Source organism: Halorubrum ejinorense (genome assembly GCF_055389685.1).
The window spans coordinates 1,040,610-1,054,160 of sequence record NZ_AP043777.1; the positions used below are offsets into that span (position 1 = coordinate 1,040,610).

Consider the following 13,551-nt stretch of genomic DNA (forward strand, 5'->3'; position numbering starts at 1 on the left):
GAGCGCCTCATCCTCTAACTTAACGCGACGGCATCGAACGCCCGAAGGCATATATCCGCCACGGGCGATCGTCGGGGTAATGTCTACCGACGAGCCGTCCGTCCCGATTGTGTGCGCCGAGTGCGAGACGGAGACCCGGGTGCCCCTCGACGACCTCGCGGACGCGCTCGAGAAACACAACGAGACGAAACACGACGGTGAGTCGGTCGCGGAGGTCGATCCGGCGATCAAAGACCGCCTCGCCGACCTCGTCGCCGAGGACTTGGGGCTGTTCGACGAGGACGCGACCGAACAGCCGTAACCCGAGGGGAGCGACCGCGCAGCCGTGACCCGGCGCGGACGACCGACCGCTCCGCAGGGTCTCGCTCGGAAGGACCTAACAGCAATATTTGCGTCGTTCGGTGACAGCACCGAACTGAGTAAGGGCCGAAATGGGGCGTTTTACGTGCTTTCGCGGCAATATAGTCTCTTTCCGCCGTCATCGGAAGCCGCTTCGGTTGCTGGTGACGAGGGGGTGTTGCCCGTCGCGTCCGTGTTCACGCTATGTACGAACCTACGCGGACAGCGTCGCGGCGGTCGTTCCTCGCGGCTGCGGGCGGTACGGCGACGGTCGGACTCGCGGGCTGTATTGGCGGCGGCAGCGGCGGTGAAATCGACGAAGTGACGGTCGCGCACATGCCGATCTACCCCGACCTCCAGTGGTACGTGATGGAGGGCGAGGGCTATTTCTCCGAGATCGACGCCGAGATAACCGGCCAGGAGTTCGGCAACGGGCCGGCGATCGTTCAGGCGCTCGGCGGCGGCGACATCGACGTCGCGATGTTCGGGATCGTCCCCGCGATGATCGCGATCGACCGCGGTATCTCGGCGCAGGTGACCGCCGCGAACATCCGCGAGCCGATGGGGATCATGGCCGAGGAGTCGTTCCACGAGACGTTCGAACAGCAGGGCGGCGACGCGTTCGCGGCGTGGGCGGACGAGCGGGGCGAGCCGTTCACCTTCGGTACGTTCCCGCAGGGGAGCGTCCCGGACGTGTTGCTCCGCTACTGGCTGCGCGACGTCGGCGTCGACCCCGCCGCGAACGACAGCGTCGAGATCATCGAGATCAACGGCGCGAGCTCCGTCTGGCAGGCGATCGCCAACGGCGAGATCGACGGCACCTCGATCATGGAGCCGGTTCCGACCATCGCGCAGGCGGAGAACTCGTCCGTGACGATGCTCCGGACCGCCGCCGACGTGCTCCCCGGCCAGCCGGCCGCGGTCACGCTGATGAGCGACGCGGTCCGCGACTCGCCGATAGCGTCGCAGTTCCTCGAACAGCACGTCCGCGCGACCGAGTTCATCGACGAGAACCCGGACGCGACCGCGGGCCACGTCGAGGAGGGGATCGGGATGCCGGTCGACCGCGCGCGGAAGGCGCTCGACTCCCCGCTGTCGAACTTCATCACTGACCCCAGCCAGATCACGGACGCGACGCAGGTGTTCTCCGAGTTCGCGGCCGGTAACGGTCAGATCGACGAACAGCTGTCGACCGACCAGATATTCGACCTGGCGGTGTACGACTCGCTCTGATGGCGACCGAAACCGGATCGCGCGTCGACGGGGAAGCGGCGTTCGCCGGCGTCGGCCTCGGCGACAGGCGACGGCTGGCTCGCGGGGTGGCGGGGATCGCCGGCTTCCTCCTCGTCTGGCACGCCGTCTCGCTCACGCAGGACCCGTTCGTCCTCCCCTCGCCGGTCGCGGTCGCCGGGGCGTTCGCGAGCGAGTTCGCCTCCGGCGACATGACGACGGCGCTGTCCCAGAGCGTCCGCCACTGGATCCCGGGCACCCTCGCGGGGACCGGCCTCGGCGTGGCCGCGGGCGTCGCCTTCGGGTGGAGCGGACTCCTCGACGACGTGACCGCCCCGCTCGTCCGGACGCTGCGGCCGGTCCCGCCGCTCGCGCTCATCGGCTTCGCCATCGCGTGGTTCGGGATCAACGACTGGGGGGCGGCGTTCATCATCGCGGTCGGCGCCTTCTGGATCAACTTCTACGCGGCCTACGGCGCGGTCGAGGGCGTCTCCGAGGACCTCCTCGACGTGGGGCGGACGCTCGGCGTCCGCGGCGACCTCGACGCGGTCCGGTCGATCGTGTTGCCGGCGTCCATGCCGGGGATCATGACCGGGATCCGGACCGGGCTCGGTCGCTGTTGGATGCTCGTCGTCGCCTCCGAGATATTCGGCGTCCCCGGCGTGGGTCGCGAGATCATCCGCGCCAGCAACAACCTGCGCGTCGACCGGGCGATCGCGTACATCCTCGTGTTGAGCCTGATGTACCTGCTCGTCGACGTCGCGTTCCGCGCGGTCGAAGGGAGGGTGTTGGCGTGGCGGGCGTGAACGGCGACGCCGGCGGAGCGGACGACGCGCCCGCGCCCGCCGAGGCGAGCGTCGCCCTCGACGGGGTCGGGAAGACGTACGGCGGCGACGGCGAGGAGGGCTCGGTGCGCGCGCTCGACGACGTGTCCTTCTCGGTCGCGGACGGCGAGTTCGTCTGTCTCGTCGGCCCCTCGGGCTGTGGGAAGACGACGCTGTTCCGGATCGTCGCCGGGCTGATCGAGGCGACCGACGGCCGGGTGCTACTCGACGGGACGCCGGTGACGGGCCCGACGACGGAGATGGGCGTGGTGTTTCAGGAGTACCACCTGTTCCCGTGGCTGACCGTCGAGGAGAACGTCGGGTTCGGGCTCGAACGGAGCGACCGCTCGCCGGTGGAGCGAGAGCGCCGAGTCGACGAGATGCTCGATCTCGTCGGGCTGACGGAGTTCCGCGACGCCTACCCGAAGTCGCTGTCGGGCGGCATGAAACAGCGGGTCGCCATCGCGCGGTCGCTCGCCGTCGACCCGAACCTGCTCCTGATGGACGAGCCGTTCGGCGCGGTCGACGCCCAGACGCGAGAGATGCTCCAGCGGGAGCTACTCGACGTGTGGGCTTCGACCGGAAAGACCGTCCTCTTCGTCACGCACGACGTCGCCGAGGCGGTGACGCTCGCCGACCGGATCGTCGTGATGGCCGCCGAGCCCGGCCGGGTCCGCGAGATCGTCGACGTCGACGCCGAACGTCCCCGCGAGCGCGGCGACCCCACCTTCGCGGAGTACGTCGGTCGCGTGCGGGAGCTGATCGGCGCCGGCCCGTAGTCGGTCGGTCGGCGCGTTCCGGCTACTCGGGTCCGTCCGTCTCGTCCGTCTCTTCGACGCCTGCCGACAGTTCGTCGATGTGCGTGCGCAACATCGCCAGCGTCGCGTCCGCGTCGGCGTACCCCTGGTCGTAGTCGTCGAACGCGGCCGCCGCTCGGTCGAGGAATCGTTCCACTGCCGCGTCGGTCGGCTCGTCGGACATGTACGCCGGTCCCGCCGCGAGCGGTTTATGTCTCTCGGCGCCGGCCCTCGTGACTCGTCGGTGGCCTCACTCCTCGGGTCGACGCGTCGTCAGCGGCGGCGAAGGGCGTACGTCGTGTAGCCGACTGCGACGACGAGCCCGGCGGAAAGCAGGGTGCCGAAGACGGCGGGCGAGGCCGTGACGTACTCGCCGAACGGGTCCGTCAGCGCGAACACGGCGACGATGAGTGCGAGGGAGATGGCGATTCCGACCGCGCCGAACGCTTTGAACGCCGTGTCGAGGTCGAAGCGTGGCGATCCCGATTGGTGGCTCATACCCCGTCGTACGGGCTCCGAACATAAACCCACCTGAGCGGATTCTCACGCCGGTGGAACGGCGGCGTCCCGGGCCCGTGACGACGAACTTCCGAGTTCAGTATTGGTGTTGATAATTTGCTCCGAGCGCTTTTATCTCCCTCAGGCCGACGCCGATGAGATGACAAACACGCGGACGCAGGCGCTTTCTCGCCGTCGGGTCGCCGTCGGTCTCGGCGGTGCGCTCACGGGCGCAACGGCAGGCTGTCTCGGCGGTGATAACTCCGGGGCGGCGTCGATCGACGCGAACGACACGGCGACCGAAGAGACGGACGGCATCTCGGACGCGGCCGACGCCAGCGCGACGGTCGGCATGATATACGCGCTCGGTGGGCTCGACGACCGCTCGTTCAACGACGCCGCGAACAGGGGTATCCAGCGCGCTCGGCTCGACTACGACGTGGCGTTCTCGAACGAGGAACCGGCGTCGATGCCGGACTTCGAGACCACGCAGGCGACGCTGTCGGCCTCCGAGTCCCCCGACTACGATCTGATCTGCTGTATCGGCTTCCTCCAGGGGGACGCGCTCTCGACGGTCGCGGGCGAGTACCCGGACCAGCAGTACGCCATCGTCGACTCGGTCGTCGACCGCGACAACGTGGCGAACTACGTGTTCCGAGAACACGAGGGGTCGTTCCAAGCGGGCCATCTCGCCGGGCTGGTGACGGGCCGCGACCTCTCCGTGGGTGCCGGCTCGACGCGCCCGGACGAGCGGGCCGTCGGCTTCGTCGGCGGCGTCGACTCGGGGCTCATCCGCCGGTTCGAGGCCGGGTACCGCGCGGGGGTCGACCACGCGCCGACCGACGCGTCGGTGCGCTCCACGTACGTCGGCGCCTTCGACGACCCCGAGGCCGGCTACGCCGCCGCCGCGGAGATGTACGAAGGCGGGGCCGACGTGGTGTATCACGCGGCGGGCGGCAGCGGACTCGGCGTGTTCCAAGCCGCACAGGAGTACGGCCGGTACGCGATCGGCGTCGACTCGGACCAGTCGCGGAGCAACCCGCGCTACGCCGACGTAATCTTAGCCTCGATGGTGAAACGCGTCGGGACCGCCGTCTACGACGCCACCGAGCGGACGATCAACGACTCCCTCGAGACCGGATCGACGACGGCGCTCGGGCTCGCCGAGGACGGCGTCGCACTCGTCTACGGCACGTCGCTCGGTCCGGTCATCCCCGACGACGTGCGCGCGGCCGTCGCGGAGTCCGGCGAGCGGATCACCGGCGGCGACCTGACCGTTCCGTCCGAACTGGAGGAGTCCGACCGATGACTGACGGGCCGACCGACCGACTGGCGCGGGCCGTCGGCGGACTCCTCCCGGACGCGGTCCGTCGCCGGTACGCCGCCAAGTTCGCGCTCGCGTTCCTCGTCGTCGCCGCGGTCGTCGTCGCCGGCGGCGCGTTCACGTACCTCCAGACCGAACAGACCGTCGAGTCGGACGCGACGGCCCAACTGGCCGAGACCAGCGGCCTCCAGGCCGACGCCATCGGCTCGTGGACCGAGCGAATGAGCACGGAAACGCGGTCGATGTCGGCGGCCGACGCCCTGCGCTCCGACCGGCGGGCGCCGGCGTACGTGCTGTTGAAAGACCAGCTCCTCTCGGACGACATCGTCAGCATCCACCTCGTCGACGCCAGCCAGGACCGAGTGGTGGCCAGTACGGAACGGCCGCTCGAGGGGCGCGCCCCGAGCGAGTTGGACGCCCCGTGGAGCGACGCCGACGTGCCGGAAGGGGTCGGCGAGGACGACCGCGTCTGGCGGTCGGAGCGGTCCTATCGGTCGCCCGTGCTCAACGACCGTCCCGTGATGGCGTTCGCCAGCTCCGTGCCGCGGGCGGACGGCCGGTACCTCGTCGTCGTGACCCGGATCCAGCCGCAGCTCGAACGGATCCAGAACACTGACACCGGCGAGGAGACGACGATCCTCAACGCCGCGGGACAGACCGTCCTCGACATCGACCGGACCGTCGACGAGGAGCGACACGCCGACGAAGTCGCGGCGATCCGGCAGGGCAACGCGACGACGGCGAGTCGGATCGGCGACGACCGGGTGTTCGCGTACGCGTCCGTCCCCGACACCGACTGGGTGGCGGTGACGAGCGTCGACCAGTCGACGGCGTTCGCGGTCCGGAACGACGTCGGCGACTCCGTGTTACTCCTCATCTTGCTCACCCTCGCGTCGCTGGGCGCCGTCGGCGTCGTGTTGGGGAGCCGGACCGTCGTGCCGCTCGCCCGGCTCCGCGACCGCGCGGAGCGGATCGAGTCGGGAGAGCTCGACGTCGACCTCTCGACCGGTCGGATCGACGAGATCGGCCGCCTGTTCACGAGCTTCGGCGCGATGCGCGACGCGCTCCGCGAGCGGATCGCCGAGGCCGAGACCGCCGCCAACGAGGCCGAGGAAGCGCGGCGGGAGGCCGAGGCCGTCACCCGCGACATGGAGGCCCGCGCGGCCGACTACAGCGAGGTGATGGGCGCGGTCGCGGACGGCGACCTCACCCAGCGGATGGACCCCGACGCTGACCGGGAGGCGATGCGCGAGATCGCCTCGGAGTTCAACGGCATGGTGGCACAGCTCGAACGGACGACCGCGCGGGTCGCCGCCTTCGCCGGCGAGGTCGACTCGGCGAGCGCGGACCTCGCGGCCGGCGCCGACGAGGTCGAGACCGCGAGCGGGACCGTCAGCGAGCAGATCCAGGAGATCGCGGACGGAGCGATCAGCCAAGACGAGCGGCTCGACGAGGTGAGCAGCGAGATGAGCGACCTCTCCGCCAGCATCGAGGAGGTCGCGTCGTCGGCCGCGTCCGTCGCCGAGACGGCCGAGGCCGCCTCGGAGCGCGGCGTCGGCGGCCGCGAGGCCGCGACCGAGGCGCTCGACGAGATGGACGCGATCGAGGAGCGCTCCGCGGCCGCGGTCGAGCAGATGGAGTCGCTCGACGAGCGGATGGACGAGATCGACGAGGTCGTCGAGTTCATCACCGACGTGGCCGAGCAGACGAACATCCTCGCGCTGAACGCCTCCATCGAGGCCGCTCGCGCCGGCGAGGCGGGCGAGGGCTTCGCGGTCGTCGCCGACGAGGTCAAAGAGCTCGCCGAGGAGACGCAGGAGGCCGCCGCCGAGATCGAATCGCAGATCGAGGCCGTCCGCGAGGAGGCCGACGAGACCGTCGACGACATCCGCGAGACGAACGCGCGGATCGACGAGGGCTCCGACACCGTCCGGAAGGCGTCGTCGTCGCTCGAAGCCGTCGTCGACGCCGTCGAGGAGACGAACCACGGCGTTCAGGAGATCAGCGAGGCGGCCGAGGACCAGGCCCGGTCGACCCAGCGCGCGGTCGAGGGGGTCGAGGACGTCGCCGAGGTGAGCGGCGAGGTCGCCTCCGGGTCCGAACAGGTGTCCGCGGCCGCCGAGGAGCAGACGGCGACCGTCACCACCATCGCGGAGAACGCCGACCGACTCCGGGGACAGGCCGAGGCGCTCTCTGCGTCCGTCTCCGCCTTCGAGGTCGACGTGGACCCGGACGAGATCGAGGACGCCGACCCCGGCGACGACCCGAGCCGGCCGGACGCCGGCGACGCCGACGACTCGTCGACGGGCGACGGTCTCGCCGCCGACGGCGACGGTCGAAACGCGTCGCCGGACGACCGCTAGTCCCCGCTTTCGGGGTGTCCCTCGACGATGGCGACGCCGGAGGAGGCGCCGATCCGGACCGCGCCCGCGTCGAGCATGTCGACCGCTTCCTCGTAGGAGCCGACGCCGCCGGACGCCTTCACCGGGAGGTACTCGCTCATCAGTTCGACGTCCGGGAGCGTCGCGCCGCCGTCTGCGAAGCCGGTCGAGGTCTTCACCATGTCCGCGTCGGCGGCGACCGCGGCCTCGCAGGCGCGGCGCTTCTCGGCGTCGTCGAGGAGGGCGGTCTCGATGATCACCTTCACCGGGACCGGAACGGCCGCGACCACGTCCGAGAGCTCGTCGGCGACGGCCCCGTCGGCGCCCGCCTTCAGCCGGCCGACGTTGATCACGACGTCTATCTCGTCCGCGCCGGCCTCCCACGCCCCGACCGCCTCGTCGCGTTTGGCCTCGGGCGCGTGCTGACCGTGCGGGAACCCGACCACGGTGGCGATCGTCTCCGGCGCGCTCTCGTAGCTCGCGGCCTCTTCGACGTAGCAGGGCGGGATACAGGCGTTCATCCCGTGAGATGCGGCCTCGTCGAGAACGGCCCGCGTGTCGGCCCAGGTCGTCTCGGGGCCGAGGACGGTGTGGTCGATGCTGGCGGCGAGCTCCTCGCGGTTCATGCCTCTCCGGTGGCGGCCGAGCGTGAAAGTCGTGCTGGGTCGAACCGCGCCCGGACGGGGACGCGAGAGCACTCGCTCGGGCCAGGAGGCGCTCGCTCGGGCCAGGAGGCGCTCGCTCGGGCCAGGAGGCGATCGCTCGGCCGTGGAATCCGACGACTACGCCGGAACCACCGGCCTCCGGTTCCGGGGGAAGGAGTTCGACCGACACAGGAATTAACCTGGCCCGCCGACAAGCGAGCCCACCGATGACGAACCTCGCGCTCCTCACGGTCGGGGTGGCGTTCCTGGCCTGGGGCGCGCTCAACGTCGCCTTCCCGGGGAACGAAACGGTCCGTAACTTCGTCGGGCCGAGCGAGTGGCAGCGAGACCCGGACCGAGCCGCGCGAAAACAACGGCGGTACACCAAGTACGTCGGATACGGGTTCGTCCTGTTCGGGGTGTGCCTCGTGTACGTCGGCGCGTGACGGGCCCGACGCCGTCCGGCAACGAAATCGCACGCGCCGACCCGAAGTTGGAGAAATATCCAATCTCTCCGCGATCGCCCTGAACTTATTTTACCCGCGTGCCACCGGAACCCATGGATCGCGACACCGCTACGCCTGCGGTCGACGACCTCCCGGGCGAACGCGCCCGCGAGTGGGTCGAGTACCACCACGAGTCGGCCGCGCCGAGCACCTACGTCTACGAGTTCGTCTGGGACCGCACCGCCCCCGCAGAAGGTCCGTTCTGTACCGACGTGGACGGCAACGTCCTCATGGACTTCACCAGCCACGTCGCCGCCGCGCCGCTCGGGTACAACAACCCGCTGATAATGGACCGGCTCGCGGAGTTCGACCTGGTCGACCCGCTGAAGATCGCCGGGCAGGACTTCTACGCCGCGGGCGGCCCCACGCCGGACGACGGGGTCCCCGGCGCCTCCGGGCTGATGGACCGCCTGACGGACCTCACGGAGCACTACGGCATGAACACCGTCTTCCTCTCGAACTCCGGCGCGGAGGCGGTCGAGAACGCCATCAAGATCGCCTACGACGAGTCGGACGGCGCCAAGTACGCGATCACCTTCGACGGGGCGTTCCACGGACGGACGCTGGGCGCGCTCTCGCTCAACCGCTCGAAGGCGGTGTACCGCCGCGACTTCCCGGAGGTCAGCGGCGTGATGGAGATGCCCTACTGCGACGACCGGACCTGCTCGCCCGAGACCTGCTCGTGCGGCTTCTTCGCGGACGGCGTCTCCCGGCTCCGGAAGAAGCTCGACCCGAAGCGGGGGAACGTCCACCCGGACGACATCGCCTACCTGATCATGGAACCGATCCAGGGCGAGGGCGGCTACCGGTTCCCCTCCGAGGCGTTCACGGACGAGATCGCGGCGCTCACCGACGAACACGACGTCACGCTGATCGCCGACGAGATCCAGTCGGGCGTCGGCCGGACCGGCGAGATGTGGGGCTCCGACCACTACGCCTACGAGCCCGACGTGATAGCGAGCGCGAAGGGCCTCCGCGTCGGGGCGACGGTCTCGCGCGACGACGTGTTCCCCGAGGAGACCGGCCGCCTCTCCTCGACGTGGGGCGCCGGCGACCTGATCGCCTCCGCGCAGGGCGCGCTCACGCTCGACGCCATCGAGGAGGCCGACCTCATGGAGAACGCCGTCGTCCGCGGCCGGCAGTTCAAAGAGACGCTTCGCGACGCCGACCTCGACCCGGTCGACGACGTTCGCGGGAAGGGGCTGTTGCTCGCCGTCGAGTTCGACACGAACGAGCGTCGGGACGCCGTCGTGAAGAACGCCTTCTCTCGCGGACTCCTGACGCTCGCGTGCGGCCACAAGGTGCTCCGTATCCTCCCGCCGCTCGACGTCACCGAACGCGAGATCGACCTCGGCGCCGACCTCCTGACCGCGGCCGTCGCCGACGCGGTCTGAGCCGTCGGCCGCGATCCGCGGTCGCCGTCCTCAGCGGTCCGCGTACCACTCTGCGAACTTCTCTAACGCCCGGCCGCGGTGTGAAACCGCGTTCTTGCGGTCCGTGTCCATCTCCGCGAACGTCTCGCCGTCGTGTTCGAAGATCGGGTCGTACCCGAATCCGCCGTCGCCCCGCGGCGCGACGATGCGGCCCGGGACGTACCCCTCGAACAGCTTGACCGGGAGCGGGTCCGCGTCGGCGTCGGCCGCCTCGTCTTCGTCGCCGCCTCCGTCGGCGTCGGACTCGCCCGCGTCCGGCCCCGCCGCGGCGGCGGTGTCGCGGTCCGCGCGGTCGACGGGGTCGGGGCTCGCGGCGAACCCCTCGCCGTCGCAGTAGCCGAGCGTACACCGGAACGCCGCTCGGCGGTCGTCGAGTTCGCTCGCGATTTCCTGGACGCGCTCGACCCCGAGCGTCTCGTGGACGTACGACGAGTACGGGCCCGGGAAGCCGTCCAGCCCCTCGACGAACAGCCCCGCGTCGTCGACGAGGACCGGGCCGTCGGCGTGGCGGTACGCCTCGCGGGCGCCCCGCGCCGCGATCGGGCCGAGCTCGTCGGCCTGTATCTCCGTGTAGTCGAAGTCGAGCCGCTCCACCGATCCGTCCGGGAGGTACCGCTCCGCCTCGCGCACCTTCCCCGGGTTCGTCGTCACGTACCTGAGCACGGATCGGCGTGGGTGCGCGCGCGACGAATAGCCGTCGGTCGCGGGCGGTCCTCGCCGTCCGGGTGACGCGCCGAGCGGACCGACCGCAACAGTACGTTTTTGTCGACGAGATAACATCGGTGACGTATGGCCCTCCCAACGTTCGAGAAGAAACGGCTCATCGCACTCATCGGGGTCCTCACGTTCGGGCTTACGGCGCTTCTCGCCGTCCTCCTTCCGACCGTTCTCGGACCGCTGATCCCCGCCACGTTCATCACCGGGTTCTTCATCCTGATCCCGCTCGTCGGCCTGCTCGGCGATCGGTTCCCGCTCGTCGCGTCCGACGACGAACCGGCCGACGGGGCGGTAGCCGTCGGCGCGAGCGCGGACCGCCCCGTCGCGACGCTGCGCGACCGCTACGCGACCGGTGAGATCGACGAGGCGGAGTTCGAACGGAAGCTCGACCGCCTGCTGGCGACCGAGGACGTCGACGAGCGCTTCGACGAGGTCGGCTCCGACGGGTCGCGGATCGCGGAGTCGACCGGGAACCGGGAGCGCGAGTTCGACCTGGAGTGACCGTCCGCGCCGGGGCGACAGGCCTGCCTCAGGGATCGACGCGAACGATCCACGCCTCGGGGTCGTCGATCTCCGCTGCGGTCGGCAGGTGCTCCGGGTCCGCCCAGACGGCCCCGGCGGCCTCGATGCCGCGCTCGTCGGCGACGTGCCGGAAGAAGGCGGCGCCGCGCTCGTACTGCTGCCGCTTGAGCCCGAGCCCGAGGAGGCGCTGTGCGAGCCGGCGCACGGGACCGCCGCCGCCGCGCCGGTCGTCGAGCTTTCGCCTGAGGTCGTCGTACTCCTCGTCGAACGCGCGGTCCATCAGCACCTCGGCGTACCCCTCGACCGCCGTCATCGCGGCCTGAAGCTCCGCGAAGGCGTCGGGGTCGAGCCCGCCGGCCGCGCCGCCCCCGCCGCCGACCATCCCCTCGACGCCGCGTTCGACGCGCGATTCGAGGTACTCGGGCAGCCACGGCGCCGCGCCGAACTCGGCCGCGTGGGTGACCTCGTGGAACGCGATCCAGCGACGGAACCGGGGGTAGTCCACGTCGAGCGCCGCGGCGACCGCGACGATGTTCGGGTGGACGAAGTAGAGGCCGTGGTCGGCGTCCGGCTCGTTCGCCAGGAGGAGCGGGTCGTACTGGCCGAGGACGTTGCGCGCGAGGAAGCCGAGCGCGAACGCCATCGAGCCCGTGTTGGCGATCCGAGAGAGGTCCTGTGCGATCGCCGCCCCCGGCGCGGGCCCGAGCGGTCCGGACGCGGGGTCCGGCATCACGTCGAGCGAGTCGCTTCCGGCGCCGGCGTCGACGGGGTCGACGGAGCCTCCGCCGAGGTCGCCGCCGGCGTCCCCGACCGCGGCCGCCTCGATCGGCTCCATCACGCGGCGGAACGTGTCGACGCTCGCGTCGATCCAGTGGTGGCGGTTCTGAACCTCGATGCTGTCGGGCACGTCGAACTCGATCCCGGCGACCTCGGCCAGCCGAGCCCGGGCGTCCCGGACGTCCGCGGCGTAGCCGGCGCGTTCCGCGTCGGTGAGCGCGAGCGATCCGGGGTCGGTCCCCGCCTTCGCGGCCGCCGCGGCCCGGTCCCAGTCGACGACGCCCGGTCCGTCGGCCTCGGCGACGGCGCGGACGCTTCGGAGGATGTCCATACGGATCGGACGGCCGGACGCCTCAAAGCGCTTGTGTCGGGTGCTCCCGCGAGCGCCGCTCTCTCCCGCCGACTCCGACCGCGGTCGACACCGGTGTCTTCTTGCCCGGCCCGAGATTCCCCGAGATATGGACGACGCGCACCGAGCGTTCCTCGACGACCTCCTCTCGACCGCGAGCCCCTCGGGCTTCGAGACCGCCGCGCAGCGGGTCTGGACCGACTACGTCAGCGAGTTCGCGGACCGCGTGGAGACCGACGCCTACGGCAACGCCGTCGCGGTCCACGAGGGCGACCCCGACGCGCCGACGGTCGCCGTCACCGGCCACGCCGACGAGATCGGGTTCATGGTCCGCGACGTGCTCGACGAGGGGTTCCTCCGGATCTCGCGGGTCGGCGGCGCCGACCGCACCGTCTCGAAGGGCCAGCACGTCACGGTCCACGCCGACGAGCCGGTCCAGGGCGTCGTCGGGCAGACCGCGATCCACCTACGCGACGGCGACGAGGAGTACGAGGACGTCGCCGGGCAGTTCGTCGACATCGGCGCGGCCGACGCGGCCGAGGCGCGCGACCACGTCGAGGTCGGCGACCCGGTCACCTTCTCCACCGGCGTCCGCGAGCTGGTCGGCGACCGCATCGCGGCTCGGGGGGTCGACAACCGGGCCGGCGTGTGGGCGGCCGCGGAGGGGCTCCGCCGCGCGACCGAGGCAGGCGTCGACGCCACGGTCTACGCGGTCTCGACGGTCCAAGAAGAGGTCGGCCTTCAGGGGGCGCGGATGGTCGGCGCCGACCTCGACGCCGTCGACGCGTTCGTCGCGGTCGACGTGACGCACGCGACCGACAACCCCGACGTGGACCGCGAGCGCCGCGGGCCGGTCGAACTCGGCGGCGGACCGGTGATCGGCCGCGGCAGCGCGAACCACCCGGTCCTCGTCGACCTCGCGCGCGACGCGGCCGCCGACGCCGAGGTCGACGTACAGATCCAGGCGGCCGGGACGCGCACCGGCACCGACGCGGACGCGTTCTACACGGCCCGGAGCGGCGTCCCCGCGCTCACCGTCTCGATCCCGAACCGGTACATGCACACGCCGGTCGAAGTGATCGACACCGGGGACCTCGACGCGGTCGCGGACCTCCTCGCCGCGGTCGTCTCGGCGGCGGGCGACGCCGGAGGCGGGGCGGAGCCGTTCGCCGTCGAGGTCTGACGCTCACCGCCGAAACCCGCCCGAGCG

At 70.9% G+C, this 13,551-nt stretch carries 15 protein-coding genes; 10 read left to right on the top strand and 5 right to left on the bottom strand.

Translation table 11 applies throughout. The features are described from left to right. Positions 1–79 precede the first annotated feature (79 nt). The 4 genes from ACZ5KW_RS06265 (at position 80) to ACZ5KW_RS06280 (ending at position 3,172) form a co-directional block, all read left to right on the top strand. On the top strand, positions 80–301 hold the full coding sequence (locus ACZ5KW_RS06265) for a hypothetical protein (RefSeq protein ID WP_343778801.1): 222 nt from the start codon (positions 80–82) through the stop codon (positions 299–301). Positions 302–543: 242 nt separating this feature from the next. Then, entirely contained in the window at positions 544–1,572 is a 1,029-nt protein-coding gene (locus ACZ5KW_RS06270) for an ABC transporter substrate-binding protein (RefSeq protein ID WP_343778799.1), read from the top strand. Then, entirely contained in the window at positions 1,572–2,375 is an 804-nt protein-coding gene (locus ACZ5KW_RS06275) for an ABC transporter permease (protein WP_343778797.1), read from the top strand. Before ACZ5KW_RS06270 ends, ACZ5KW_RS06275 begins: the two co-directional genes overlap by 1 nt. Then, complete coding sequence (locus tag ACZ5KW_RS06280; RefSeq protein ID WP_343778796.1) at positions 2,363–3,172, top strand: ABC transporter ATP-binding protein; 810 nt, start codon at positions 2,363–2,365, stop codon at positions 3,170–3,172. Before ACZ5KW_RS06275 ends, ACZ5KW_RS06280 begins: the two co-directional genes overlap by 13 nt. A 22-nt stretch (positions 3,173–3,194) precedes the next feature. Here ACZ5KW_RS06280 and ACZ5KW_RS06285 read toward each other — a convergent pair whose 3' ends face one another. Together ACZ5KW_RS06285 and ACZ5KW_RS06290 are read right to left on the bottom strand one after the other, a co-directional pair. Then, the gene (locus ACZ5KW_RS06285) at positions 3,195–3,374 is read right to left on the bottom strand and encodes a hypothetical protein (protein WP_343778795.1); all 180 of its coding nucleotides are present in this window, start codon (positions 3,372–3,374) and stop codon (positions 3,195–3,197) included. An 89-nt stretch (positions 3,375–3,463) separates the two neighbouring features. Next, a complete protein-coding gene (locus ACZ5KW_RS06290; protein ID WP_343778794.1) occupies positions 3,464–3,688 on the bottom strand; it encodes a hypothetical protein in 225 nt (74 codons plus the stop codon). 160 nt (positions 3,689–3,848) lie between these two features. Between ACZ5KW_RS06290 and ACZ5KW_RS06295 the strand changes: the two genes are divergently transcribed. Then, complete coding sequence (locus ACZ5KW_RS06295) at positions 3,849–4,997, top strand: BMP family lipoprotein (RefSeq protein ID WP_343778792.1); 1,149 nt, start codon at positions 3,849–3,851, stop codon at positions 4,995–4,997. After that, the gene (locus ACZ5KW_RS06300; protein ID WP_343778790.1) at positions 4,994–7,375 is read left to right on the top strand and encodes a methyl-accepting chemotaxis protein; all 2,382 of its coding nucleotides are present in this window, start codon (positions 4,994–4,996) and stop codon (positions 7,373–7,375) included. The genes ACZ5KW_RS06295 and ACZ5KW_RS06300 overlap by 4 nt, the downstream gene beginning before the upstream one ends. Here ACZ5KW_RS06300 and deoC read toward each other — a convergent pair. Then, positions 7,372–8,019, bottom strand: a complete 648-nt coding sequence (gene deoC / locus ACZ5KW_RS06305) for a deoxyribose-phosphate aldolase (RefSeq protein WP_343778789.1) — start codon at positions 8,017–8,019, stop codon at positions 7,372–7,374. The two genes, ACZ5KW_RS06300 and deoC, sit on opposite strands and share 4 nt — an antisense overlap. Positions 8,020–8,264: 245 nt before the next feature. On the opposite strand from deoC, the gene ACZ5KW_RS06310 reads away from it, so the two are divergent. Continuing rightward, complete coding sequence (locus ACZ5KW_RS06310; protein ID WP_343778788.1) at positions 8,265–8,483, top strand: hypothetical protein; 219 nt, start codon at positions 8,265–8,267, stop codon at positions 8,481–8,483. Between the two features lie 113 nt (positions 8,484–8,596). Next, complete coding sequence (locus ACZ5KW_RS06315; protein ID WP_343778787.1) at positions 8,597–9,937, top strand: aminotransferase class III-fold pyridoxal phosphate-dependent enzyme; 1,341 nt, start codon at positions 8,597–8,599, stop codon at positions 9,935–9,937. A 30-nt stretch (positions 9,938–9,967) separates the two neighbouring features. Here the strand turns inward: ACZ5KW_RS06315 and ACZ5KW_RS06320 are convergent, their stop codons facing one another. Beyond that, positions 9,968–10,639: a non-canonical purine NTP pyrophosphatase gene (locus tag ACZ5KW_RS06320; RefSeq protein ID WP_343778786.1), complete on the bottom strand. Its 672-nt coding sequence runs from the start codon at positions 10,637–10,639 to the stop codon at positions 9,968–9,970. 126 nt (positions 10,640–10,765) lie between these two features. On the opposite strand from ACZ5KW_RS06320, the gene ACZ5KW_RS06325 reads away from it, so the two are divergent. Continuing rightward, positions 10,766–11,194: an SHOCT domain-containing protein gene (locus ACZ5KW_RS06325; protein WP_343778785.1), complete on the top strand. Its 429-nt coding sequence runs from the start codon at positions 10,766–10,768 to the stop codon at positions 11,192–11,194. Between the two features lie 28 nt (positions 11,195–11,222). Here ACZ5KW_RS06325 and ACZ5KW_RS06330 read toward each other — a convergent pair whose 3' ends face one another. Continuing rightward, positions 11,223–12,323 (bottom strand): zinc-dependent metalloprotease, encoded by a 1,101-nt coding sequence (locus tag ACZ5KW_RS06330; protein WP_343778784.1) that lies wholly within the window; start codon positions 12,321–12,323, stop codon positions 11,223–11,225. Positions 12,324–12,450: 127 nt separating this feature from the next. Between ACZ5KW_RS06330 and ACZ5KW_RS06335 the strand changes: the two genes are divergently transcribed. Further along, positions 12,451–13,524, top strand: coding sequence for a M28 family peptidase (locus ACZ5KW_RS06335; protein WP_343778783.1), 1,074 nt, complete (start codon positions 12,451–12,453; stop codon positions 13,522–13,524). Positions 13,525–13,551: the final 27 nt, after the last annotated feature.